The sequence below is a fragment of the Synechococcus sp. MEDNS5 genome (genome assembly GCF_014279875.1).
GTDB lineage: Bacteria > Cyanobacteriota > Cyanobacteriia > PCC-6307 > Cyanobiaceae > Synechococcus_C.
Window position 1 is genome coordinate 714,131 of sequence record NZ_CP047952.1, and the last position, 22,889, is coordinate 737,019.

26 protein-coding genes are annotated in these 22,889 nt (G+C 55.7%); 14 read left to right on the forward strand and 12 right to left on the reverse strand.

Annotation, left to right across the window (positions count from 1 at the left end; all coding sequences use genetic code 11):
- Positions 1-27 precede the first annotated feature (27 nt).
- On the reverse strand, positions 28-1,647 hold the full coding sequence (locus SynMEDNS5_RS03480) for a TolC family protein (RefSeq protein WP_186584476.1): 1,620 nt from the start codon (positions 1,645-1,647) through the stop codon (positions 28-30).
- Between the two features lie 304 nt (positions 1,648-1,951).
- Between SynMEDNS5_RS03480 and SynMEDNS5_RS03485 the strand changes: the two genes are divergently transcribed.
- The 5 genes from SynMEDNS5_RS03485 to cbbX are packed head-to-tail and all read left to right on the forward strand — an operon-like array spanning position 1,952 to position 7,631.
- Positions 1,952-3,793, forward strand: a complete 1,842-nt coding sequence (locus SynMEDNS5_RS03485; protein WP_370593565.1) for an NAD(P)H-quinone oxidoreductase subunit F — start codon at positions 1,952-1,954, stop codon at positions 3,791-3,793.
- Positions 3,794-3,800: 7 nt separating this feature from the next.
- Positions 3,801-5,303, forward strand: coding sequence for an NADH-quinone oxidoreductase subunit M (locus tag SynMEDNS5_RS03490; RefSeq protein ID WP_186585816.1), 1,503 nt, complete (start codon positions 3,801-3,803; stop codon positions 5,301-5,303).
- Positions 5,300-6,445 (forward strand): CO2 hydration protein, encoded by a 1,146-nt coding sequence (locus SynMEDNS5_RS03495; protein WP_186584478.1) that lies wholly within the window; start codon positions 5,300-5,302, stop codon positions 6,443-6,445. Before SynMEDNS5_RS03490 ends, SynMEDNS5_RS03495 begins: the two co-directional genes overlap by 4 nt.
- Before the next feature lie 27 nt (positions 6,446-6,472).
- On the forward strand, positions 6,473-6,724 hold the full coding sequence (locus tag SynMEDNS5_RS03500; RefSeq protein WP_186584487.1) for a 4a-hydroxytetrahydrobiopterin dehydratase: 252 nt from the start codon (positions 6,473-6,475) through the stop codon (positions 6,722-6,724).
- Positions 6,708-7,631, forward strand: a complete 924-nt coding sequence (gene cbbX, locus SynMEDNS5_RS03505; protein WP_186584489.1) for a CbbX protein — start codon at positions 6,708-6,710, stop codon at positions 7,629-7,631. Before SynMEDNS5_RS03500 ends, cbbX begins: the two co-directional genes overlap by 17 nt.
- Before the next feature lie 9 nt (positions 7,632-7,640).
- On the opposite strand, the gene SynMEDNS5_RS03510 is transcribed toward cbbX, so the two are convergent.
- The 3 genes from SynMEDNS5_RS03510 to SynMEDNS5_RS03520 all read right to left on the reverse strand — a co-directional run bounded on the left by SynMEDNS5_RS03510 (position 7,641) and on the right by SynMEDNS5_RS03520 (position 8,909).
- Positions 7,641-7,868: a DUF3136 domain-containing protein gene (locus SynMEDNS5_RS03510; RefSeq protein WP_186584491.1), complete on the reverse strand. Its 228-nt coding sequence runs from the start codon at positions 7,866-7,868 to the stop codon at positions 7,641-7,643.
- Positions 7,869-7,910: 42 nt separating this feature from the next.
- Complete coding sequence (locus tag SynMEDNS5_RS03515; protein ID WP_186584493.1) at positions 7,911-8,405, reverse strand: hypothetical protein; 495 nt, start codon at positions 8,403-8,405, stop codon at positions 7,911-7,913.
- 105 nt (positions 8,406-8,510) lie between these two features.
- Positions 8,511-8,909, reverse strand: coding sequence for a RidA family protein (locus tag SynMEDNS5_RS03520; RefSeq protein WP_186584495.1), 399 nt, complete (start codon positions 8,907-8,909; stop codon positions 8,511-8,513).
- Between SynMEDNS5_RS03520 and SynMEDNS5_RS03525 the strand changes: the two genes are divergently transcribed.
- Positions 8,908-10,038 (forward strand): ABC transporter ATP-binding protein, encoded by a 1,131-nt coding sequence (locus SynMEDNS5_RS03525; protein WP_186584497.1) that lies wholly within the window; start codon positions 8,908-8,910, stop codon positions 10,036-10,038. The two genes, SynMEDNS5_RS03520 and SynMEDNS5_RS03525, sit on opposite strands and share 2 nt — an antisense overlap.
- On the opposite strand, the gene gloB is transcribed toward SynMEDNS5_RS03525, so the two are convergent.
- A complete protein-coding gene (gloB, locus tag SynMEDNS5_RS03530; protein WP_186584506.1) occupies positions 10,013-10,780 on the reverse strand; it encodes a hydroxyacylglutathione hydrolase in 768 nt (255 codons plus the stop codon). The genes SynMEDNS5_RS03525 and gloB overlap by 26 nt on opposite strands.
- Before the next feature lie 29 nt (positions 10,781-10,809).
- Between gloB and hisG the strand changes: the two genes are divergently transcribed.
- Entirely contained in the window at positions 10,810-11,463 is a 654-nt protein-coding gene (gene hisG / locus SynMEDNS5_RS03535; protein ID WP_186585817.1) for an ATP phosphoribosyltransferase, read from the forward strand.
- Entirely contained in the window at positions 11,463-13,292 is a 1,830-nt protein-coding gene (locus SynMEDNS5_RS03540) for an ABC transporter ATP-binding protein (protein WP_186584508.1), read from the forward strand. The genes hisG and SynMEDNS5_RS03540 overlap by 1 nt, the downstream gene beginning before the upstream one ends.
- On the opposite strand, the gene SynMEDNS5_RS03545 is transcribed toward SynMEDNS5_RS03540, so the two are convergent.
- Positions 13,265-14,020 (reverse strand): alpha/beta fold hydrolase, encoded by a 756-nt coding sequence (locus tag SynMEDNS5_RS03545; protein ID WP_186584510.1) that lies wholly within the window; start codon positions 14,018-14,020, stop codon positions 13,265-13,267. The genes SynMEDNS5_RS03540 and SynMEDNS5_RS03545 overlap by 28 nt on opposite strands.
- Before the next feature lie 79 nt (positions 14,021-14,099).
- Here SynMEDNS5_RS03545 and SynMEDNS5_RS03550 point away from each other — a divergent pair, with 79 nt between their 5' ends.
- Complete coding sequence (locus SynMEDNS5_RS03550; protein WP_186584512.1) at positions 14,100-14,603, forward strand: GNAT family N-acetyltransferase; 504 nt, start codon at positions 14,100-14,102, stop codon at positions 14,601-14,603.
- Here SynMEDNS5_RS03550 and SynMEDNS5_RS03555 read toward each other — a convergent pair.
- From SynMEDNS5_RS03555 to SynMEDNS5_RS03565, 3 genes are read right to left on the reverse strand one after another with little or no spacing between them, the layout of a single operon-like run.
- The gene (locus SynMEDNS5_RS03555; protein WP_186584522.1) at positions 14,600-15,301 is read right to left on the reverse strand and encodes a TIGR04283 family arsenosugar biosynthesis glycosyltransferase; all 702 of its coding nucleotides are present in this window, start codon (positions 15,299-15,301) and stop codon (positions 14,600-14,602) included. The two genes, SynMEDNS5_RS03550 and SynMEDNS5_RS03555, sit on opposite strands and share 4 nt — an antisense overlap.
- The gene (locus tag SynMEDNS5_RS03560; RefSeq protein ID WP_186584531.1) at positions 15,298-15,942 is read right to left on the reverse strand and encodes a TIGR04282 family arsenosugar biosynthesis glycosyltransferase; all 645 of its coding nucleotides are present in this window, start codon (positions 15,940-15,942) and stop codon (positions 15,298-15,300) included. Before SynMEDNS5_RS03560 ends, SynMEDNS5_RS03555 begins: the two co-directional genes overlap by 4 nt.
- The gene (locus SynMEDNS5_RS03565) at positions 15,939-17,093 is read right to left on the reverse strand and encodes a trypsin-like peptidase domain-containing protein (protein WP_186584533.1); all 1,155 of its coding nucleotides are present in this window, start codon (positions 17,091-17,093) and stop codon (positions 15,939-15,941) included. The genes SynMEDNS5_RS03560 and SynMEDNS5_RS03565 overlap by 4 nt, the downstream gene beginning before the upstream one ends.
- A gap of 88 nt (positions 17,094-17,181) precedes the next feature.
- On the opposite strand from SynMEDNS5_RS03565, the gene dnaA reads away from it, so the two are divergent.
- Positions 17,182-18,576, forward strand: coding sequence for a chromosomal replication initiator protein DnaA (dnaA, locus tag SynMEDNS5_RS03570; protein WP_186584535.1), 1,395 nt, complete (start codon positions 17,182-17,184; stop codon positions 18,574-18,576).
- Here dnaA and SynMEDNS5_RS03575 read toward each other — a convergent pair.
- The 3 genes from SynMEDNS5_RS03575 to SynMEDNS5_RS03585 are packed head-to-tail and all read right to left on the reverse strand — an operon-like array spanning position 18,573 to position 20,044.
- Entirely contained in the window at positions 18,573-19,226 is a 654-nt protein-coding gene (locus SynMEDNS5_RS03575; protein WP_186585818.1) for a ParB-like protein, read from the reverse strand. The two genes, dnaA and SynMEDNS5_RS03575, sit on opposite strands and share 4 nt — an antisense overlap.
- A 44-nt stretch (positions 19,227-19,270) precedes the next feature.
- Complete coding sequence (locus tag SynMEDNS5_RS03580) at positions 19,271-19,795, reverse strand: DUF2808 domain-containing protein (RefSeq protein ID WP_186584537.1); 525 nt, start codon at positions 19,793-19,795, stop codon at positions 19,271-19,273.
- Between the two features lie 6 nt (positions 19,796-19,801).
- Complete coding sequence (locus SynMEDNS5_RS03585; protein WP_186584545.1) at positions 19,802-20,044, reverse strand: hypothetical protein; 243 nt, start codon at positions 20,042-20,044, stop codon at positions 19,802-19,804.
- A gap of 149 nt (positions 20,045-20,193) precedes the next feature.
- Here SynMEDNS5_RS03585 and gorA point away from each other — a divergent pair, with 149 nt between their 5' ends.
- The 4 genes from gorA (at position 20,194) to SynMEDNS5_RS03605 (ending at position 22,884) form a co-directional block, all read left to right on the forward strand.
- Positions 20,194-21,555: a glutathione-disulfide reductase gene (gene gorA, locus SynMEDNS5_RS03590; protein WP_186584547.1), complete on the forward strand. Its 1,362-nt coding sequence runs from the start codon at positions 20,194-20,196 to the stop codon at positions 21,553-21,555.
- A gap of 89 nt (positions 21,556-21,644) precedes the next feature.
- The gene (locus SynMEDNS5_RS03595; protein WP_186584557.1) at positions 21,645-22,166 is read left to right on the forward strand and encodes a MotA/TolQ/ExbB proton channel family protein; all 522 of its coding nucleotides are present in this window, start codon (positions 21,645-21,647) and stop codon (positions 22,164-22,166) included.
- Positions 22,166-22,528 (forward strand): hypothetical protein, encoded by a 363-nt coding sequence (locus SynMEDNS5_RS03600; RefSeq protein ID WP_186584559.1) that lies wholly within the window; start codon positions 22,166-22,168, stop codon positions 22,526-22,528. The genes SynMEDNS5_RS03595 and SynMEDNS5_RS03600 overlap by 1 nt, the downstream gene beginning before the upstream one ends.
- Positions 22,525-22,884, forward strand: coding sequence for a hypothetical protein (locus SynMEDNS5_RS03605; protein WP_186584561.1), 360 nt, complete (start codon positions 22,525-22,527; stop codon positions 22,882-22,884). Before SynMEDNS5_RS03600 ends, SynMEDNS5_RS03605 begins: the two co-directional genes overlap by 4 nt.
- Positions 22,885-22,889: the final 5 nt, after the last annotated feature.

The following is a 22,889-nucleotide window of genomic DNA, read 5'->3' on the forward strand; positions in this document are numbered from 1 at the left end:
GGTGAAGTAGAAGGTAATTGTAATGAGTTAATTTTTGCTACTCATAACCCTCTTTATTGCTTGATTTAGACTTATCTCAAAACTTTTCGGCCATGTGGCAGTCGCCCTCAGTAAGTTTACATAGTCTCTAATTAAATTAGTCTTTACTGTGCTTCTTGATATGATTGATGTTGTGTATAAATTTAAGGCTTGTATAAAAGGTGTTGTATCGCTTATTCCGGCTATAAATCTTTGTTTGTATACTATTAATGATATTGCTGCATTCTCAACTGACCTCTCAGTTGCCTCTAAATTAATTGTCTGATTCACTAATCCGTTGTAGGAATTTCTTACAGATTCTACAGTTTCATTGCTAATTCTTACCGCTGAATATTTTTCCCTTTTTGCATTCATTTCCTCAGCTTTTGCTCTGGCTAAATTTATGCCTCCATCAAATTCAAATGTTAGGCCTGCGTAGATTTGATAAATTGGATTTTGGGTTTTTTGATCAGTTGTTGGTAGAATTGGTGCAGACTGGTATAGAGGGGCTTCATATACACCATTGATCGTGTAATTGCCAGCAGATGCAGTCAATGTTACCGTTGGCAAGTAAGAATCTATTAATCTTTGCGATTTTAATTCGCTTATCTTGCTATTTAGATAGGCGCTTTTTATTCTTTCATTTTCTTTCTTTGCTTTTGCAATTGATTCATCTAATGATAACGGCCATTTTTCGAGATAGACTTCATTGTCACTTGGCTGTGCCGGAAAGTATTCGTCCGAGCCGATGACTCTACTGAATCGCGCATAGGCATTATCTAATCTTTGGTAATATCCAATTAATTGTGTAATTGTCGAGTAAGTTTGTGCTCTCCATTTGGTTACTTCTGCTATTGATGTTAAGCCATTTTCATAAACATCGAAAATTGCATCTGCAATTGCGATCTCTAATGAAACTAATTCTGAATATGCATTAATTTGTTCTAGGATTATTTCTATTTCTGTGAAGCTTTGATAAACGTCTACTAACAGTGATCTCAATGAATAGTTTAGTAGAATTTTATCTCTTTGTTCAGCTGTCTTTTCGATCATTATACTTGGTCCTCTCTCTGGATCGAATGCATCCCACGAAATGGATGCAACTGGTGCTCCTTGAAAATAATTTGAGCTGTAACTGACTGCAGATCCATTCCCATCATTGGGATTATTGGGGTTTCTTGAGTTGACGTATAGTTGTGCTTTGTAATATCCAACTGTGTCTAATTCTAAATCAATTGTTGGTAACCATCGCCTGGTTTCTGCTCTAATTCTCCATATGCTGGCCAGTACATCATATTTATTTTCTTGTATTGTTGGATTTTTTTCAATTGCTAGCTCAATCGCCTCGTTCAAGCTTATTGATTTATTGTTTGTAAGAAGTTGTCTTTGATATCTAATGACCTTTTTGGTTAGTTCGCGCCATTGCTGCTCTTCGGTGATCGATGCTAACTTTTTTAAATCTTCCACTGTAAGTGTTTCTTGGAGTTTTGTCTCTTCGTTGATTGGTATTTTGGGAAGAGGCATGGGTACTAAATCATCTCTCGAATATGTGAATTTAACTTCCGTAGCATTATTTGCATTTTCTAGACTTGGAGTTTCAGCATTGACTTTTAGAGCACTTGCGAACATCAGGATTGATGACATCGCTAACAGATTTATGGTTTTTTTCATCTTCAATTAACTTTCCGAGTTACTTTAGCAAGTGTCTTTTGCTCTTCTCGAATATTGAGACACCTGTGTTAATGGCACACTTGGTTGGTTTCTTAATTTGGTATTTGGGTTTGATTTTTTCCTTTGTGTAGCTTTTTTTTACTTGAATCAAATTTCTACTCTTTAGTCCTTTACGCGAATTTTGCTCGGTTTCACCGCTTTGGTCTTATAGTCTTTCTTCAACTATTGGATGCTCTTAATCCACCCTTCACTTTCTGATGTGATGCAAGAGCTTTCGGCTCCCATGCAGACCGCCTGGCTCATCCCCCTCTACGGATTGGCCGGGATGATCGTGTCTCTTCCCTGGGCTTTTGGCTGGTTTCGTCGCGATGCCCACAAGCCCCCCGCCTATCTCAACATTCTTCTGACCCTGCTTGCGGTGGTCCACGGCAGCCTAGTGCTCAGAGATGTGATGCTCACTGGACCAGCGCTGATCCGAGTGCCCTGGCTCTCTGTGGCCGATCTCAACCTCGAGATCAGTTTCAGCCTCTCGCTCACAAATGTCTCCGCGCTAGAGCTGATCACCGGGTTGAGCCTGTTGTCTCAGATTTATTCCCTTGGATATATGGACAAAGAATGGGCTCTGGCTCGGTTCTTTGCGTTATTGGGATTTTTTGAAGGGGCTATGTCAGGTGTTGTCCTCAGTGACTCACTGTTCCAGAGTTATTTCCTTTTGGAAATGCTGACCTTGTCCACCTATCTCTTGGTCGGCTTTTGGTATGCGCAGCCGCTTGTTGTGACTGCAGCCCGGGATGCATTTTTGACCAAGCGGGTTGGCGATGTTTTGCTGCTGATGAGTGTTGTAGCAGTGACTGCTTGGTCAGGTGTCACGAGCTTTGAGGATTTGTACAGCTGGTCTGCTCAAAAAACACTTCTCCCCCTTGCTGCAACCCTTCTCGGGCTTGGACTGATCGCTGGCCCCACAGGAAAGTGTGCCCAATTTCCCATGCATCTCTGGTTGGATGAAGCGATGGAAGGCCCCAATCCAGCTTCCATTCTTCGAAATTCCGTGGTGGTGACTTGCGGGGCCATCGTGCTGTTGAAGGTGATGCCTCTACTTCAAAACGCTCCAGTCACCTTGGTCGTTCTTCAGGTGATTGGTTCGATCAGTGCAATCGGCGGTTCATTGGTTTCGATAGCCCAGGTGGATATCAAGCGGACGCTTTCCTATTCAACAACCGCTTATCTGGGGCTGGTCTTCATCGCAATTTCCCTTCAGGTACCTGTGCTGGCCTTGCTTCTTCTTTATGCGCACGCGGTGTCGAAAGCACTCCTCTCGATGAGCGTGGGAGGAGTCATTGCGTCAACGAATTGCCAAGACATTACCGAGCTAGGTGGCTTGGCCAGTCGCATGCCGGCGACAACAGGCTCTTTCCTGATTGGTGGTGCGGGACTTGTTGGCCTTTTGCCCTTGGGTGGCTTCCTTTGCCTCGCTCAGGCAGTTGAACTGATTGGTGCACGGGAGGCGATTTTTGTTCCTGTATTCCTGCTGACGAATGTCTTTACAGCTCTGAATCTCACACGTGTCTTCAGGCAGGTTTTCCTTGGCGAGTCCCTCGCGAAGACCAGGCGTGCTGCTGAGGTGAACTGGTTGATGGCACTGCCCATGGTTGCTCTCTCGGTGATTGTGCTCTTGACACCTTTACTGCTGATTCGTCTCGAATCTCTCGATGGCTTACTGGCTTTCCCTCTTTGGGCAGCAGCACTTGTCGTCATCAGTGGAATGACCGGTCTATTGGTCGGTGCTTTGATTCCGCTGAATAAGGCCTGGTCTCGATCTCTCAATCCTCCTTTGCGTTGGTGTCAGGATCTTTTTGAAAACGATTTCTACACCGAGCGTTTTTACAGGGTTACGATTGTGAATGTCGTGGCGAGTTTTGCGCGATTGGCGGGTTGGTTTGATCGCAATGTCGTCGATGGGGTGCTTCATGGTCTGGCTCGAATTTCTCTCCAGTCGGCTGAAGGTCTCAAGCTCAGTATCAGCGGGCAGACTCAGTCTTATGTTCTCACGGTTATTGCGGCGATTGTGATCCTTCTTTCCTCATTGAGTTGGATTTTGAACTGAGGTTGCCATCATGCTTACGATCCTTCTTTTAATTCCCTTCCTTGGAGCGCTGGTGATCAGTGTTTTGCCTCCTGATGATTCAGGAAGAAATCGATCACTCGCACTTCTCATCCTTGCTGCTCAGTGTTTTTATAGCTTTGCATTGTTAATTCCTTTCCAGTCATTGGATGCTGGACAGCAGCTTGTTGATAGTGTGCCTTGGCTTCCAGTGGTCGGTCTTGATTTCAGCCTTGGTGTGGACGGACTGTCCCTTCCGCTGGTGCTGATGAATGCTGTTCTCTGTTTGGTTGCTGCGTTTGCCTCGCGATCTGCTGATAATCGTTCTCGACTTTATTTTTCGCTGATCCTGGTGATCAGTGGAGCAGTGAATGGTGCTTTCCTGGCTCAGAATTTGCTTCTATTCTTCATTTTCTACGAACTGGAGTTGATTCCTCTTTGGCTGCTGATTGCGATCTGGGGAGGCGCCAATCGGGCCTATGCATCGACTAAGTTTTTGATCATAACTGCTGTCTCCGGAGTTCTTATCCTTGGTGCATTTCTCGGGATTGCTCTGATCACTGGTTCAGCAGACTTTGGAATCCGTCCAATCCTTGTTGGTCAGATGAGTCTTCTGACACAGTTGGTTTTGATGGGTGCTCTTCTGGTTGGATTCGGCATCAAAATTCCATTGTTCCCCTTCCATACCTGGTTACCTGACGCCCACACCGAGGCTTCAACACCAGTGTCAGTGTTGCTTGCAGGTGTTCTCCTCAAGCTTGGTACTTACGGACTCTTGCGTTTTTGCCTGGGACTCTTCCCTGAAGCTTGGTCTGTTGCCGCGCCATGGCTGGCTGGTTGGGCGGCTATTTCGGTGTTGTATGGATCTCTCGCTGCCATCGCGCAATCAGATATGAAACGGATGGTTGCCTACAGTTCGGTTGGGCATATGGGGTACGTATTGCTCGCTGCAGCTGCTGCAACGCCATTGGCGATTACGGGTGCTCTCTTTCAGATGGTGAGCCATGGCCTGATCTCTGCCGTTCTGTTCCTGGCAGTTGGGATCGTCTATGAACGAACTGGAACACGCGATCTCAACGTTCTTCGAGGACTGTTGAATCCTCAGCGAGGATTGCCTCTTACAGGAACACTCATGATTATTGGCGTGATGGCTAGTGCGGGTATTCCAGGGATGGCAGGCTTCATCTCTGAATTCTTGATCTTCAAGGGGAGTTTCGAGCCTTTTCCTCTTGCCACCTTGTTTTCGATGATTGGCTCCGGTCTGACGGCGGTGTATTTCCTTTTGCTGGTAAACCGCGCCTTTTTTGGTCGGCTTGCGACGGTCTCTGGTGCCACTCCCAACCCGTCAATCCTCGGTAGGGTTCCCCTTGGGCAGCAGATACCTGCATTGTCCATGTCTCTGCTGATCCTCATCCTTGGCTTGGCTCCCCATCTTCTGGTTGGACTCAGCCAGGCAGCCACGACACAGCTGAGTGAACTTGCCGCACTGGTTCCATCAGGAGGTTTCGCATGATCACTACACCCCAGCCATTGCTCCAGGTCCCTGCACAGGGTCTCCCTGATCAGGATGAACTGGTTCGGCGTTTGCTGTCCGATACTCCCCTCCTGGCTGATACCCCTGACCACCTGTTGCAGGTTGTCAATGTTCTTGAAAGCTATGGCCTCGTTCTCGATGCCTACAGTCGCAACCTGATTCATCAGGGTAAAACTCAACTTCTCAATCCTTTCCCCGCGTTGCGGTTTTTTCACGAAGGCTTTTCCTTTGAACGTCTTTGGAATCATCTTCTCGGAGATCGTATCAATTTTGAATACGCTGAATATTGTCAGAAAGCGATGTTTTGGCATGGCACCGGCGGGATGGATGCGTATTTCGATTCGGATGAATTCCAAACTGCCTGTCGACAGGTGATTGGTTTGCGAAGTCGTCGCGATCCTCTGCTGCGGCTTGTCAACGCTCTTTATCCAGGCTTCGCACCGGAAGCGATTCGCTCGATGACCACGATCTACGCCCTTGGCTTGTTTTGGCGGGTGATGAGTGATCTATTTATCGATCTTGCGCGTCGCTATCGAATCGGTGAGGTGGCTTGTGTTCTCGATGTCGTGCATCACATCCGTGATGGTCTTGTTGCTGCAGCTGCAAACGCGATCACTTACGAGGTAACTCTGGGGCAAGAGACCGTGTGGCTACTGCCTCCGGAGGCTGGGCTTACGTTCCTCGTGGATGTGGCGGTTCCTTACGTCGAGGCTGTCTTTTTCCGTGGGATGCCATTCCTGGGCACGGTGTCATACAACGCTCAGGCTCGACAGATCTCGCCTGATCAGAGTCAATTTAAATACGGTGCGTTGTACGCCGATCCCGTGCCCAGCATGGGCGCTGGAATTCCTCCAAGTCTCTGCATGCAGGACATGTTCCGGAATCTTCCAGAGGAGCTGAGTTCCTGGTACGAGTCCCATGGCCGCGCTGACGCCGATGTGCACGTGCAGATCTGTGTGAGCTTTCAGAAATCAATGTTCTGCGTTACGAACGCTGCCATTGCTGGCACCATGCCTCACCCCCTGGAGAGCTCGGATCCTGCTCAACAGGAGGCGAATCGCGCCTACGCTGGATCATGGGCTGGACGTCTGATGGGATGTCAACGAGGGGCTCTCCTCTAGCTTTCTTTCAGTTGGTCTGAAACAGGAATGGATCAGTGGAACGAGCGCAAGCGTCCGGTTTGTCTCGAGAAGCGCTTCGAATTCTCAACCTATGGTGATACTCGCGATTTTCTTGATCGCCTTGGATGCTTGAGTGAAGCTCAAGGTCGCTTCCCCGACCTCAGCTTTGGCAAGACTTACGTCAACGTCACCCTGCGACCGTTGAGTGACGATGACGATGCAGCGTTGACAAGTGACGACCACGCATTCGCCCAACGTATCGATGAGCTCGTTGATTGATCTAGCTTCTTCTTTCAACTCTTCCGGTGTTGCGGACGTTCTGCAGCAGCTTGATCAGGAGTTGATCGGTTTGCGTCCGGTTAAGACCCGCATTCGTGAGATTGCAGCTTTGTTGCTGGTTGATCAGGCACGGCGGCAACTGGATCTGATCAGTACTGCACCCAGTCTTCACATGTCCTTTACAGGCCAGCCTGGTACTGGGAAAACATCAGTGGCTCTCCGCATATCACTGATTCTGCATCGTTTGGGCTATCTCCGAAAAGGCCATGTAGTGACTGTTACGCGTGATGATTTGGTGGGGCAATACGTTGGCCATACAGCGCCTAAAACAAAAGAGATGATCAAGAGAGCCCATGGTGGGGTTCTTTTTATTGATGAAGCTTATTATCTCTATAAGCCCGGTAATGAGCGTGATTATGGCGCTGAAGCGATTGAAATACTATTGCAGGAGATGGAATCTCAGCGAAATGACCTTGTTGTGATCTTTGCTGGATATAAGGACAAAATGAACGAATTTTACCAATCCAATCCAGGGTTGTCCTCGCGTGTTGCTCATCATATTGATTTTCCGGATTATAGTGAATCTGAGCTATTACAAATTACCACCTTGCTGTTGCACCAGCAGCAATATGAATTCAGTACCGATGCCGTTGATGCTTTTAAGGCCTATATATCCAGGCGACGCCAGCTCCCTTTTTTCGCCAATGCTCGCTCCATGCGCAACGCAGTGGATCGTCTTCGTCTGAGGCAAGCCAATCGCCTGTTCTCGCAGATGCACAGCCCTGTGGAACGCAATGATCTGGTCACAATCGAGGCTGCCGATGTTCTGTCCAGTCGCGTGTTTCAGGGCGTTGTGGAGGGTGAGGATCCCTCCCTGCCTCTCACTGAGTCCCCGACCGCTTCTTGAGGTGCAGTTTCATGTGGGGCTGGCCTGCTCGAGGTCCCGCCGGATCAATGCCATCAGATAAGACGGCGCTTTGTAGCGTCCGGGAAGGCAGCGGTTGAGGGTCTCGAGGTGTCCCCAGCACACGGTCCTCTCGATCTCTTTCACCTCCCGCCCTTCCTTCAGGAGTCTTCGTAAAGCCTTGCAATACAAGGGGTAACCCGCTTCCAGTTCGCCGATGGTCAGCTTGGCCTGGGGCATGAGGGTTGCTCGGGTGCAACTCTCAACCTATGAAACCGTCGGTCAGCTGTTGGGTCCAAGGCCTGCAAGGTGAAGGACCAATTGGCTGCTGTGCGCTTTGGCGATCGCTTCGATGGTTTCAATCGGGTCCTGCAGCCAGCGAGCCACCTGAAGCATGACCTTGAGATCGAGCGGTTGTGCCATCGGCTGGTCGCCAATTCCGCTCAACCGGCACAACGTCATCCGCTCGACGCCCTGTTCCTCGAGCCAGAGTCTCAAGGGGACGCTGAGCTGCCGGTTGCAGGCTTCGATCCATAGATCCCAGTCAGCTCCAAGGCCCTCCCCATTGTCGAGGGGAATCTGCAGGCTGATCTGCAGGCTTTCACTGGGATCAAGCAGGGTGACGCTGGCTCGATGGGGGGTGAGCGCTGAATACAGACGCTGCCAGCCGTGATTCACAAGCGACTGCACCGCTTCCTCTCGTGCATTCAGCCAGGGGACCTGACTCTCTGACGCCTGTTGATCAGCCTGTCCAGAGGGATGGAGTAAGGCGTCCATAGCCAGCTTGAATGATTGGTAGCGAGTTAAGGCATGGAGGCGTTTCCCTGGCGTTGGCCCCGACACTTCATGGTGAGATCAGGATGGGTCGGGGCTCTTCGCGGTTCAACCCACGTAGGCAATGCAATCGATCTCGACCCGTGACCCCTTGGGCAATGCAGCCACCTGGACGCAGGCTCTGGCAGGACTGACCCCATCTCCGAAGCGTTCGGCATAGATCGCATTGACCGCTTGGAAATCGTTCAGATCCACCAGGTAAACCGTTGTGCGGACGACTCGGGATGGATCGGTGCCTGCTGCTTGAAGCACAGCATCAAGGTTTTTCAGCACCTGGCGCGTTTCTGCTTCCACATCGCCTCCACCCACCATTTCGCCGCTAACGGGGTCGAGGGGAATCTGCCCGGAGCAGTACAGCCAGCCATTGGCTTGAACCGCCTGGTTGTAGGGACCCACCGGAGCTGGAGCCTGGTCGGTGATCACGGCCTGAAGCGGTGCTGCGGACATGGTCGAGCTTCACAATGAAGCTGCATCTTCGCGTTTCGTGCCGATGGGGGCGTTGCCCGTTGAGATCGATGGCCTCTGGCATCGCTATGGCGGATCCGCTGATGATTGGACCCTTCAGGGGATTGATCTCAAGCTTCACAACGGGGAGTTGGTGGGCTTGTTGGGGCCGTCCGGTTGCGGGAAAACCACGTTGTTGCGGTTGATTGCTGGTTTTGAGACCCCCACCCGCGGGGTTGTGCGTCTTCACGGTCGCGATGTGGCGACCCCAGGGCGATCTCTGGCCCCAGAGCGGCGTGGAGTGGGCATGGTTTTTCAGGACTATGCGCTGTTCCCGCATCTCAATGCCTGGGACAACACCTGCTTTGGCCTGCGCCGCGGACAGGACACAAGCCGGGCTACCTGGCTTTTGGAATTGCTCGGCCTTGAGCGACTCCAGCAGCGCTACCCCCATGAACTGTCGGGTGGGCAGCGACAGCGCCTGGCCCTGGCACGTGCTCTGGCACCCGCCCCATCGGTGGTGCTTCTGGATGAACCGTTCTCCAATCTTGATGTGGAGGTCAGGTTGCGGTTACGCAGTGAACTCCCAGCTGTTCTTAGTGCTTGTGGTGCCAGCGGAGTGCTTGTCACCCACGACCCTGAAGAGGCATTGGCGATCTGTCATCGCGTGGCTGTTCTGCGCGATGGTTCCCTGCATCAGTGCGCCAGCCCAAGAGAACTTGTGGAATCACCGGCCACTCCCTTTGTCGGTCGCTTTGTGTTGCAGAGCAATGTGCTGCCGGTATGGGTTGAGTCTTCAGCGGGTTGTTTGCGTTGCCCTCTCGGCGATCTGGAAGATCCCGGAGGCCTTGGCGAAGGATCACTCCCCGCGAACGCCACCGTGCTCGTTGCTCCAGAAGCCATTGCGCTGCGCCCTGATCCTTCTGGTGAGGACTGCGTGATGGGACGGGAATTCCTTGGTCATGCCTGGCTCTACAGAGTGCAGAGCGGAGAGCGTCAGCTTCGCCTTCTGAGACCTCTCAGCGAAGATTACGGTCGGGGATTGCGCTGTCAGCTGCAGCTTCAACCGGGTGTCAGCGTGCTGCTGCATCCGCAACGCAAGACTCTCAGAAGCCTTTCCAATCGTCTTTGAGCCGCCGCAAACGACCGAGTTCTGTCGCTGATTGCGCTTGGAGGAAAAGGTTGGACCGACGTTCCTCAGCGATTGTGCTCGGGACAGTGAGCTGCTTCTGACTCCTGAGCGCAACAACCTCCCTGAGTCGCGCCGTGATCGCCTGGTCATCCGGCTTGAGTGCGTGCGCCCAGCGGAGATTGCCCTCGGTGTATTCATGGGCGCAGTACACACGCGTGGAATCAGGGAGTGCGGCGAATTTCTGCAAGGCCCTGTGCATCTCGTTGGGAGAGCCCTCAAACAGGCGGCCGCATCCTCCACTAAACATGGTGTCGCCGCAGAAGAGCGCAGGGGTTTGTTCGGTGGTCGAACAGCCGTCCGGCAGGAAAAAGGCGAGATGGGCGCTGGTATGGGCCCGCACATCGATGACGTCCACGGGCACTCCCAGTAACTGGATTTGTGCGCCGGCAGAGACAGGTTGCGTCTGGAAGGGAATTCGGCGTCTGTCCTGTTCTGAGGCGATCACAGCAGCGTCTGGCCAATGCTGAAGCAGGCCGGGGGTGCCGCCGATGTGATCAGCGTGGTGATGGGTCTGAAGTACAGCGATCAGTGTCAGCTGCTGCTCCTGCAGGGTCTGAATCACTGGCGCGGCAACGGCGGGATCCACGACCACAGCCTCGGACCCCCGTGACCAGATCCAGATGATGTTGTCCTGCAGGACAGGTAGAGGCTGAATGGCTTCCCTCTCCGGCGTCATGCTCATCGTTAAAGTCCGAGATGTCGCTCACGTCCATGATCACCGTTGCACTGGCCAAGGGCGCGCTTTTGCGGGATTCGGTTGAACGATTCCGAATGGCCGGTCTGGACTTTTCCGCGGTTCTTGATTCCGACAACCGTCAGTTGATGGTTTCCTCCACCTGCGGACGGGCCCGAGCTTTGCTCGTGCGTAATGGTGATGTGCCTGTTTATGTGGCTTACGGGCAAGCCCAGCTTGGAATTGTGGGCTACGACGTGCTGCGTGAACACCAAATGCCTGTGGCTCATCTCGTGGATCTGGGCTTCGGAGGCTGCAGGATGTCTGTGGCTGTCAAGGACACCAGCGGTTACACCAGAGCCACGGATCTCCCTCCGCATTGCAGGGTGGCCAGCAAGTTCACCCGATGCGCGCGTCAGTACTTTGATTCCATTGATCTTCCCGTTGAGCTTGTTCATCTCACGGGTTCAGTGGAATTAGGCCCGATCACTGGCATTGCTGAAGCCATCGTTGACCTCGTGGCCACAGGGCGCACATTGCGTGACAACGGTCTGGTGGCCATCGAGGATCTTTTTCACACGACCGCTCGGCTTGTCGGTCATCCGCTTGCTCTGCGACTGGACCAGGGAGAGCTTCAGGGCATCATCGACATCATGCAGCGCTCTCCGCAAGATGCGGTGGGTGTGAGCTGATGGCGGGATCGGATCTGCAACGAATCCGCCGGCTGGGCCGTTATCTCGGACGCGACCGTGGCCGGCTCCTGCTCACACTGATGTTGTTGGTGCCATTGGCTTTGGCTGGAGCCATCCAGCCTCTCCTCGTGGGTCAGGCGATTTCAGTGCTTCGCACTGTGGCTGGTGCCACGAATGAGTCGGTTCTTCCGGCTCTTCAAGCTCTGGACAGCACGATGGCGATCCGCCTGATCATCGGCACGCTGTTGGTGTCGGTTTTGCTGCGCCTCGCTCTGCAGGGGTATCAATCGTTCAATATTCAAACTGTGGGGCAGCGTCTGACGGCGCGGATCCGGCGTGATTTGTTTGCTCATGCCATGGAGCTATCGCTCCGCTTCCATGACCGCATGCCGGTTGGAAATCTTCTCACCAGGCTGACAAGTGATGTCGATGCTCTGGCTGAAGTGTTCGGCAGTGGTGCTGTGGGTGTGCTCGGAGACTTGGTGTCACTCACGGTGATCGCCATCTCCATGCTGTTGATTGAGTGGCGACTCGGATTGCTTCTCCTCGTCACGCAAGTTCCGGTCATTCTTTTCATCCTCTGGCTTCAGCGTCGCTTCCGAAAGGCGAATTACAGAGTGCGAGAAGAACTCTCCCAGCTCAACGCTGAGTTTCAGGAAAATCTTCAGGGGCTGGAAGTGGTGCAGATGTTCAGGCGGGAAGCCTTCAATGGTGCCCGTTTTGAAACCACTGGCCTGGCGTACCGAAGGGCTGTGAATGGAACGATCTTTTACGACAGCAGCATTTCTGCCTTCCTGGAATGGGTGTCGCTCGGTGCCGTCGCGATCGTTCTCGCGCTGGGTGGATGGATGGTCACAGCTGGGGCGATGGGGCTGGGCACGCTCACCACATTCATCCTCTACTCACAGCGTCTGTTCGATCCCCTTCGCCAGATGGCTGAACGTTTCACGCAGATCCAGGGTGGGCTGACGGCTGTGGAGCGCATCGGTGAGTTGCTCGAGGAGCCTCTCGAGATCCAGAAGCAACCCATCGCTGCGGATGGCGTTCAGCAATCAACCACCACCAAACCACTTCAACTCATCCAGGCGCCGCGGGGGGAAGTGGTTTTCGACAACGTGCATTTCGCTTATCGACCTGACGAACCGATCCTTGAAGACCTCAGTTTCCGCATTGCACCCGGGGAGCATGTGGCGTTGGTCGGTCCGACCGGTTCTGGAAAGACCACCGTGATCCGTTTGCTCTGCCGTCTTTATGAACCTCAGCAGGGGAGGATCCTGCTGGATGGCCAAGACATCCGGAGCCTCTCCATCTCCGATTTGCGTCATCAGCTCGGTGTGGTTCTGCAGGACACATTCCTCTTCAGTGGCAGCATCGCCGACAATCTGCGGCTTGATCAGAACATCGACGATCAGAAGCTGGAGGAGATCTGCAGGGATCTCGGACTCACTGGCCTTCTCAATCGCCTGCCGGATGGACTCGACACAGAACTGCGTGAAAGGGGTGGAAATCTCAGTTCAGGAGAGAGGCAGCTGTTGGCAGTTGCACGGGTCGCCATCCGCAATCCCACCGTGTTGGTGATGGATGAAGCCACTGCGTTTCTCGACCCTTCCACCGAAGCCACCCTGCAACGTGATCTGGATCGGCTTTTGGAACGACGAACGGCTGTGGTGATCGCGCACCGTCTGGCCACTGTGGAGGCGGCAGACCGAATTCTGGTGTTACGCCGCGGTCGCCTGATCGAGCAGGGAAGCCATCTCCAGCTTCGAGCCCAAGGGGGGTTGTATGCCGAACTGGCCGATCTTCAGGAACGTGGTCTGGCCAGGCTCTGAGCGACCAACCAAGTTTCGATCACAGCGCACAACTCCTCTGGTTGCTCCTGCATCGGCAGATGCCCGCAGTTCGCGATTTCGCGGTAGTCGTGAGCTGGGCTGTACCCGGCCAGGTGGCGGACATAGCCCGGCTCCATTACCTGATCACGCTCTCCACTGATCCAGAGGCTGTTCACTGAAAGCCGTGCCACCATTCCAGGCAGTTGGCGAACAGCTCCCCTGCTGGTGCTGTTCACAAGCAGCCCACGGGCAGCGCGACTCTCGGCCCGCACCGGACCCAATCGTCCCAAAGGAGGAGGAAGCCTCTTCAGAACGTCCGGTCGTAGGTCAATCAGGCGTCGACCGATCGAGCGCAGTTGCCGGAACGGTTTGGGCTGATAAATCCCTCCCCCCGCAGCCACGCAAACGAGGCCACGCAAGCCTGGCTCGGCGTCCCTGCGCAGTGCGGCTTCCGCATGCAGCACCACGCTCCCTCCCAGGGAATGACCCATGAGGATGAAGGGTCGACCTGCCGCTCGCTCCAGAGCCTGAGCGGCCAACCAACGTCCGTAGGCCGCCAGCGTGGGCAGAAGGGCCTTGGAGCGGATGCGGTCTCCGAATCCAGGCAGGTCCGGACACCACAAGCTGACAGGGATGCCCCGCTGTTCCCAGGTCTGCACAAATGGTTCCCAGACCTGTCGGCTCAGCATCCAGCCATGCACGGCGATGAGCAGGGGAGCGTCGTTCATCAGAGCGTCAAAGGCGAGACCAGCCTGCCGTCTTCTCGGCCTCCGGTGCGTCAAGATCACACCAAAGCAGCACTTGCAGGTGATCAGCGGTTCCTCACTCACGCCAGAAACTCTGCAGGCCATGTATGGCGAACAGGCCAAGCTGTGCATATCTCCCAACGAGCAGCTCACGCTGGTATTCAGTCAGCACCGGACTTTCGATCTGGTGGAGCTGGAGCAGCTTCTGGAGGCGGTGGGTTGGAGCCGTCGGCCGGTGCGCAGGGTTCGCAAGGCCCTTGATCACAGCCTTCTGCGGGTTGGTCTGTGGCGTCATGACGCGCGGATTCCCCGATTGATTGGATTTGCCCGCTGCACTGGTGATGGGGTTCTTGAGGCCACCATCTGGGATGTGGCCGTGCATCCCCTCTATCAGGGGGCAGGCCTTGGTAAGCAGCTCATGGATTACATCCTCGATTGCTTGCGCACGATGGGCACCGAGCGCGCCACTCTGTTTGCGGATCCAGGTGTGTTGCCGTTCTACCAACGGCTGGGGTGGGACCTGGAGCCCGGCGGTCATCGTTGTGGCTTTTGGTACGCCAACTAAGACCCGTAGTAGTCGCGGGCCAGCGTTTCCAGGGAAACACCTTGTTTCCATCTCCGTTTGAGTTTGAAGTTCTGCAAGCTGCGCTGGAGCACACCAGAACGGTCCCAGCGACGGCCGTCGGTGATCAAGGCGGTGTGCAGAGGGCGCAAGCTTGTGATCTTGCTCAGTCGTTCCACCAGGTCGAGGTCTTCCATCAAGGGGACATCGGCGAACCCACCAGAGCGCGCGTAGAGGGTCTGATGAAGGAGAAGCCCCTGGTCTCCGTAAGGCCTTTGCAGCCAGCGGCTGCGAAGGGCGACAGCCTTGGCCAGAAGTTGCCTCATCGGGGTTCCCGGATGGATCTGGAGATCGAAGTACCAGGCGGATGCCGCTGCCTGCGGTGAGAGCAGAACAGAGCGGATGCGTTCGGCCCAAGTCTTCGGCAGCCGACTGTCAGCATGGAGAAACAGCAACCATGTCCCGGATGCCTGGCGGGCGCCTGCAGCAAGCTGATGTCCTCTGCCGGCCGGTTCCACGGTGATCACGTGGGCTCCGCTGAGCCGAGCGATCGCAAGACTGCCATCGATGCTGCCCCCATCAGCGATCACCAGTTCGTGATTGTTTGGTCCTTGCTGGAGATCCGCCAGCAACAACGGCAGTCTTTTGCTCTCATTCAGGCAAGGAATCACCACACTCAGGGACGGGATCGCCTGGGTCATGCCAGCCAACCCTGAAGGTCGCTGATCGTATCGATGTCGTTGCGCCAGCTCAGTAGCTCCGGTGTGATCCCCCGATGCCGTGCCTTCTCAACGGTCAGCCTGCAGACAGCATCCGTTCCCCAGGGGATGGAGTGAAAGGCCCAGTGAGGGTCCTGCTCCTCTGCAGCTAGCCCCAGAAGCCAGTAACCCCCATCATGCGACGGTCCAAGCACCAAGGGTGAACGTTTCAGTTTGTCGATGGCGATCAGAAGGTCCTGCTGATGCAGATCGGGCAAATCGGTGCCGATCAGGATCACCGGGGTGGAGGGGCGGTGAGCTCGAGCCCTGAGCACTTCATGACAGAGACGATTGCCCAGGCCACCGCGACTCTGGGCATTGATGGAGACGCCTTGCTGCGAGGTAAGCCAACGCCGACTGGCTTTCTGGCCTGCTCCGCTCACAGCGATTCGAGCCTCGAGAACCCCTGCTTTGGCGAGGCTTGCGGCCACGGCCACCGTATGACTGATCAAACGGGCCTGAATCCTTGCGGCGGAGCCACCCCCAAGGGTTGCGGCAAGGCGCCGCTTGCAGCGCCCGCTGGCAGGCCAGCGGGTCATCACGACCAGAACGGGCAGACCAGCGGCTTCACCCTCCAGGCTCATTGCTGTCGGGGTAGTTCTTCGGGCATCACATTGAGCGTGAGGCGTTCTCCGTCTCGCTCCACCACGATTGGCATCTCCTCTCCGACGCGACCACGGTCAACAGCCAGCTGGACCTGGGAGGGGTCCTGAACTTCAGTACCGTTCACGTCGCGGATCAGGTCGCAAGGTTTGATCCCCGCTTTTGCTGCGGGGCTGTTCTCCACCACTTCGATCACAAGCACACCGTTGAGCTCAGGCACTTTGCAGAGATCGATGGTGGAATTGATCTCCTTGGCAAGCTGAGGCGTGAGACTCTGAAGCCTCACGCCGATGAAGGGATGGGACGCCTGGCCGGTGCTGATGATCTGCTGAGCGATTCTCTTGGCGAGATTGATCGGGATCGCGAAGCTCAAGCCAGCACCTGGTGCCTGCCGGATGGCCGTGTTGATGCCGATCACCTGGCCTGAGGCATTGATCAGCGGACCACCGCTGTTGCCGGGATTCACGGCTGCATCGGTCTGGATGTAGGGGACCCGCTGTCCTTCCCCGACCGCATTGGTCCGGTCCACGGCACTGATGATTCCTGCCGTGACCGTGTTGTTCAGTCCAAGGGGGTTGCCGATGGCAATCGCCCACTCCCCAGGTTTGAGATCATTGGAATTTCCCAAAGGAGCCACTGGGAGCTTGTCGGCCACAACGCGCACCACGGCGACATCCGTCAGCGGATCCCCGCCGAGAACCCGACCACTGAAACTGCGTCCATCGGGAAGGGTGACCGACACCTGATCAGCGCCTTCCACCACGTGGGCGTTGGTGAAGATCAACCCATCGGATCGGGTGATAAAACCGGAACCTTGTCCAGCCTGCTTCTGGATGGGTGCTCGGCCTCCGAACAGATTGCCGAGCGGGCTTGCCACCCGTTTGAGGGTGTCGATGCGGACCACGGCAGGTCCCACACGGTCCACCGCTTCCACGATCACGTTGTCTCCGGGCTTCAGCGGCGCTGATCGGGGCCCATCACTCACCTCCGGGAGGGGCTCGGCAACAGGTTTCTTCTCAAGGCCGATGCGCTGCCGCCAGGACCCATCGCAACTGCTGATACTCGCGCTCAGGAGGCCAAGGCTCAGCGCGGTCAAGATTCGCTGTCGGGGACGCTTGATGGCGGAAGCCATGAGAGGGGGATGTTGTGCTCAGTGCCTCATTAAAGACGGATCGCTCGACGCAGAGTGCGTAGATTCAGCTCCGCAAGGCCGGAGGGGTGTGGAGCTGACGGGAAGTGAACTTTGGAGCAAGGTTCAGCAGACCCTTCAGAGCAACCTCAGCAAACCCACGTTCGAGACCTGGATCAGGCCTGCTCAGTGCAGCACTTTCAAGGACGGAACGCTCACCCTGTTGGCGCCCAACAGCTTTGCGAGCAACTGGCTTCGAAAGAATTACGCCGGCACGATCGCTGATGTCGCCGGTGAGATCGTCGGTCGTCCGGTTTTGGTGATGGTGGAGGCCCGGGACGTTGAGCCCCGGGCGGACAGCTCCACCGCCCCGAGGCCTGCAACGACCGCAGAGTCTGCATCGTCGCCGCCCTCGGCCGAGACGGTGACCACGGCTGCCAAGGCACCACGCCGTCTTCCCGGCTTGAACCTGCGCTACGTGTTCAACCGATTCGTTGTGGGGCCAAACAGCCGGATGGCTCATGCAGCGGCTCTGGCCGTGGCTGAAGCACCCGGACGCGAATTCAATCCACTGTTCATCTGCGGCGGTGTTGGCCTTGGGAAGACCCATCTGATGCAAGCCATCGGCCATTACAGGCTCGAAATCGATCCTGAAGCGAAGGTTTTTTATGTCTCCACCGAAACCTTTACAAATGATCTGATCGTTGCGATCCGACGAGACGGAATGCAGGCTTTCCGTGATCGGTATCGGGCTGCTGATCTGATCTTGGTGGATGATATTCAGTTCATCGAGGGCAAGGAATACACCCAGGAAGAGTTCTTTCACACCTTCAACGCTCTTCATGAAGCGGGTCGTCAGATCGTGATTGCCAGTGACCGTCCTCCGAGTCAAATTCCCAGGCTTCAGGAGCGTTTGATCTCCAGGTTTTCCATGGGTCTGATTGCCGATATCCAGGCACCGGATTTGGAAACGCGGATGGCCATTCTGCAGAAGAAAGCTGAACAGGAGCGCGTGGCACTGCCCAGAGACCTCATTCAGTACATCTCCGGTCGTTTCACCTCCAACATCCGGGAGCTGGAAGGTGCCCTCACAAGGGCTGTCGCTTTCGCGTCCATCACGGGCATGCCGATGACTGTTGAATCGGTTGCCCCAATGCTTGATCCCAGCGGACAAGGTGTGGAGGTGACTCCGCAACAGGTCATCGACAAGGTCTCCGAGGTGTTCGGAGTCAGTGTTGATGACATGCGTAGCAGCAGCCGCCGACGGGCTGTCAGTCAGGCCCGGCAGGTAGGAATGTTTCTGATGCGACAAGGGACAGGCCTCAGCCTTCCTCGAATCGGTGACACCTTCGGAGGAAAAGATCACACCACGGTGATGTATGCCATCGAACAGATTGAGAAGAAATTGTCCAGTGACCCGCAACTGGCCAGTCAGGTGCAGAAAGTGAAGGATCTTCTACAGATTGATTCCCGCCGGAAGCGTTAATTGGCGTGTCCTTTCCAACCGGCGAGATGGCTCGCTGCTTCTGAGCGGGCCAGGCATCGCGCTGCCGGCAACGCTGGCCCCAAACGGGCGGAGCTGAAGGGAGGCAGAGGTCTGGTGCGCAGCCAACGTCCCCAGCGGAACTCGTGATACGGGATCAGGGGCTGTGGTTTGATCACGCCTTCTTTCTTCAGTTTCCACACCAGGCTCCGGTAGGGATCGTCCTGAAGACCGAGGAGGCTCTGGGGAAGTTCCATGGCCGGCTTGGGCCCATTTCCCCGAGCGTCAAACAGATAGAGCCAGCCGCGCTTCTGAAGCGCCTCGAGCGCCGACTCCCTTGATTCGCCTTCAATTTCGGCAATCACATAGCCGAAGCAGGCGACGGACGGGTCAAGTTCGAGAAGAGCCCTCAGCCTGTGGTGACGATCCACCATCCAGAGCTGCCCCAGACGGTTGCGAACCAGTGGTACTGGTTTCCCGCGGAGATAGCGACGTTGGTCTTTCGGGCTTTGGGTGTGGAAATCCTGCTGTCTGCTCCACACTTCAGAGAGCCCAATACACATCTGCGTGGGCTGAAGATCGTTGACCCTCACCTCGAAAAGATCGTGGTCGCTGTCGTGATCAGGTATGGAGTCGTATTGAGGAAGTTGCAGGAAACCCCCTAATTCTGCAAACCCACCTTATGCGGGGGATTGGCTCAGTTGACGTTGAGGATATCCATCTGTACGACCCCAACAACTTGTGGAATGGGACTCGGCCCGAAAGGAATCGCTGCCAGTGTGAAGGTGTAAAGGTCTGCAGGTGGATTGGTTCCAGCCTTGAAGGCGACTGTCACCGTGTTTCCTGGGGCGACAGGTTCTTTGAATTGGACGTTGACGGTGCGTGACTGATTGCTGAACTCAGCAACCGTTGGAATGGCTCGGCTTTCTCGGCGCGGAGTGCCGATAAATGCTTTCACCGGGACAGCCCCGTAAAGGAAGGCGGGCTGAACCCCCCTGATCTGTTCGAGGCTGATGCCGCCAAGTGCAGCGTCGGCTCCTTCTGGAAAGTCGAGAACCACGTAGTAAACCGCGCGCCCTTCAAAGGCATACCACCGGTAATTCACCAGTCGGGCCTTGGTCGGCACTGCGACAAAGCTTGTCTGGCCATTGATTTCCAAGGACCTTGCAGGCAAAGGAGCCAGCATCAGCGTGGTCGCCAGAACGGTGGGGATCAGTCGCATCAACGATTAGCGCTCTGTTCTCCAGAGATGGGGGGCGAAAAGCACTTCAGTTGGGCTGGAACTCCCTTGCCAGTCTCCAAGTTCGCGCATCAACGCGAGACAGTCGTCACGCTGCCCCTCCAGAGCGAGTTCTTTCAGTCTCTGCTTCATGTCATCTTTGGTGATGATCATGACCAGTTCGCGGCGCTGATCGGCCTGCAGAGGAAAGCTGTCCGGGGGCTGGACTCTGCGAAAACGCTTCGAGCTCATGGTGTCTAGGGCAGATATGAAACAACCCTGGCTTGGGTCTTACTCAGACCATAATCAAGCCTTTACGTCCATGCCGTATCCCGGCGCACACCACTTCGTTTGGATTAAGGCAGGCACCTGATCAGAATGGTCTGTCAAGGAGTGTGCTGATGGACCAAAATTTTGATCTCGTTGTGATCGGCGCCGGCTCAGGTGGTCTCGCTGCTGCCAAGCGAGCCTCGGCCCACGGTGCACGCGTCGCCCTTGTGGAAGGCGACAAGGTCGGGGGGACCTGCGTCATCCGTGGGTGTGTGCCGAAGAAACTACTTGTGTATGGCTCCAAGGTTTCAGAACACTTGGCTGATGCACCGAGCTATGGCGTTGATGTGCCGCCGGCCACGATCAACACCCCTGTGCTTCTTCAAGCGGTGCGGGCTGAGGTGGATCGATTGAATGCTCTGCATGTGAACCTCCTTGAGAAAGCAGGAGTCACCCTGGTTCAAGGCTGGGGTCGCTTTGAAGATGCTCACCGCATTGCTGTTTCCGCTCAGCCTGGAGGCGATGTTCAGCACTCTCTGACGGCAGGCCGCGTTCTTATAGCTGTGGGAGGACGTCCCCTGCGTCCCTCGATTTCAGGGGCAGAGCTGGGCTGGGTCAGTGACGACATGTTCCTGCTTGAGCGCTTTCCCGAGCATGTTGTGGTGGTGGGTGCTGGTTTCATTGCCTGCGAGTTCGCCTGCATCCTCCGAGGACTCGGCACCGCCGTCACCCAGCTGGTGAGGAGAGATGGTTTGCTGCGTGGTTTCGACCGGGAACTCGCGGCAGCTGTGCAGGAGGGCATGGTGGAGAAGGGAGTGGATCTGCGTTTCTCCACCAGCCCTGCATCCATCGAGGGCTCGCCCGGCGATCTGGTTCTGGTGACGGATCAAGGAGAGCGGATCCAGGCCGGAGGGGTGCTGCTGGCAACCGGGCGTCAGCCTTTTCTGCAGGGATTGAAGCTTGAAGCTGCCGGCCTCAGGAGTGAGGGCAGGAAGCTGGCGGTAGACACTGACCAGCGAACCAGTGTTTCCCATATTTTTGCTGTGGGCGATGTGACTGATCGCATCTGCCTCACCCCTGTGGCGGTGGATGAGGGCAGAGCCTTTGCGGATACGCAGTTCGGTGGCCGGCCGCGCCAGGTGAATCACGACCTGGTGGCGAGTGCTGTGTTCAGTCAGCCCGAGCTGGCCACCGTCGGTCTTTCCGAAGAAGCCGCCATCAGTCGATTCGGTTCGGATGCTGTTGTGATCCACAGGGCGCGGTTCCGCTCCATGGACCAGGCACTTCCCAAGCGTGGTCCGCGAACTCTGCTCAAGCTGGTCATTGAGGCCGGCACGGACAAGGTGCTGGGGTGTCACATGGTGGGAGAGCATGCCGCTGAAATCATTCAGATGGCAGCGATTGCCGTGGGGATGGGAGCCACCAAAGCCGACTTTGATCGCACCATGGCTCTCCATCCCACTGTGTCGGAGGAATTTGTCACCATGGCTTAGTGATCTTCAGGCAATTCCTGTCAAGGTTCGGCGCCACTGCGGGGCCTCGGAAGACGCACTAATTTGCGCTGAGTTTGTTCTGTCATGCGGTGCTGACTCTCGAGGCTCTGCGTCGTGGAGGCGTGCTGATCGTGCCTCTGATGCTGGTCTCCGTCGCTGTTGCATCGATGGGAGTTGAGCGGCTGCGCTTCTGGTGGCAATGGGGCCGCGGCGATCGTGTCAGCCCGGAGCATTCACTGCTTGAACTCGAGCAACTCAAGCCATCGGCAGCATCACTGCGTCAGCAGTTGCTAGAGGCGCGACTCGAGCGCCAGCTCTGTCGCTGGGATGGGGCCTTGGAGCTTTGCATGGTTCTTGGGCCTCTCCTTGGGCTGCTGGCCTCGGTGATTGGCCTGATGCAGTTGCTCCAGGCGCTCGGGCCCGGACTCACGCTCCCTTCCCAGGGAGGAGACCTGATCGCCGGCTATGGCCAGGTGCTCATTGGCACAGTCCTCGGTCTTTTGATCGCGGTTTTGGCTCTTTTGGTGCAACGCCTCAACCGTCTTCGCGCCCAAGTGGTTCTTGATGCCTTTTCCGATCGTTGCCTGGAACGCCGCTCCGGTCAGATCTGATGCCCCTCGTTCTTTCCTTCGGCGCCGTTGTTCTGACGCTGATGACGTTCCTCGCATCCCTTCCTTTGGTTGTTCAGCAGACACCCCCATCAAGGCAGCGCAACATCTCTGGCGCTTCTCTGCGGACGCGTTGGCTGGTGGTCCGATCCCTTGGAGGCAGTTGGTACCTCAATGGACAACCCATGTCAGCTGCCTTGCTCAGCAGGCAGCTCGATCAGCGTGAAGGCGGACCGGATGAGCTCGTGCTGCTTCCCTCCAGTGCCTTGCAGGCATCGGCAGTCGCCTCCGACCTTGCCTGGCTCAGACGCCAGTCATCGATCCCGGTGCGTTTGCAGGCTGTTCCGGAGGTGATAGCCCCATGAATCTTCCTCTCACCCAGCGTCGAGCTCTCGGCTGTTCCGTGGTCTCCTTTTGTCTCACCCTTGGGGCGACGGCGGTTTTGCTGCTTCCCCAGTGGAGGCAGCAGCGGCCGGCAAGTGACGGCGTGATCGTGATCCACCTCGCTGCCGATGGTGGTCTGCGTCTGTGGAATCAGCCGATTGAGCGATCGATGATCCCGGCTCTGCTCGCTCGCCTGAATCGTCTTGATCCAGGCACGCGTCTCCGCCTCTCCCTGGCTCCTCAGGTTTCCTGGGGTGTGGTGCAGGACCTGATTCCGTTCTTCGATTCCAGCTCTCTTGATGTGGATCTTCAACTCCCTGCGGCGACACGCTCCTGAGGGGC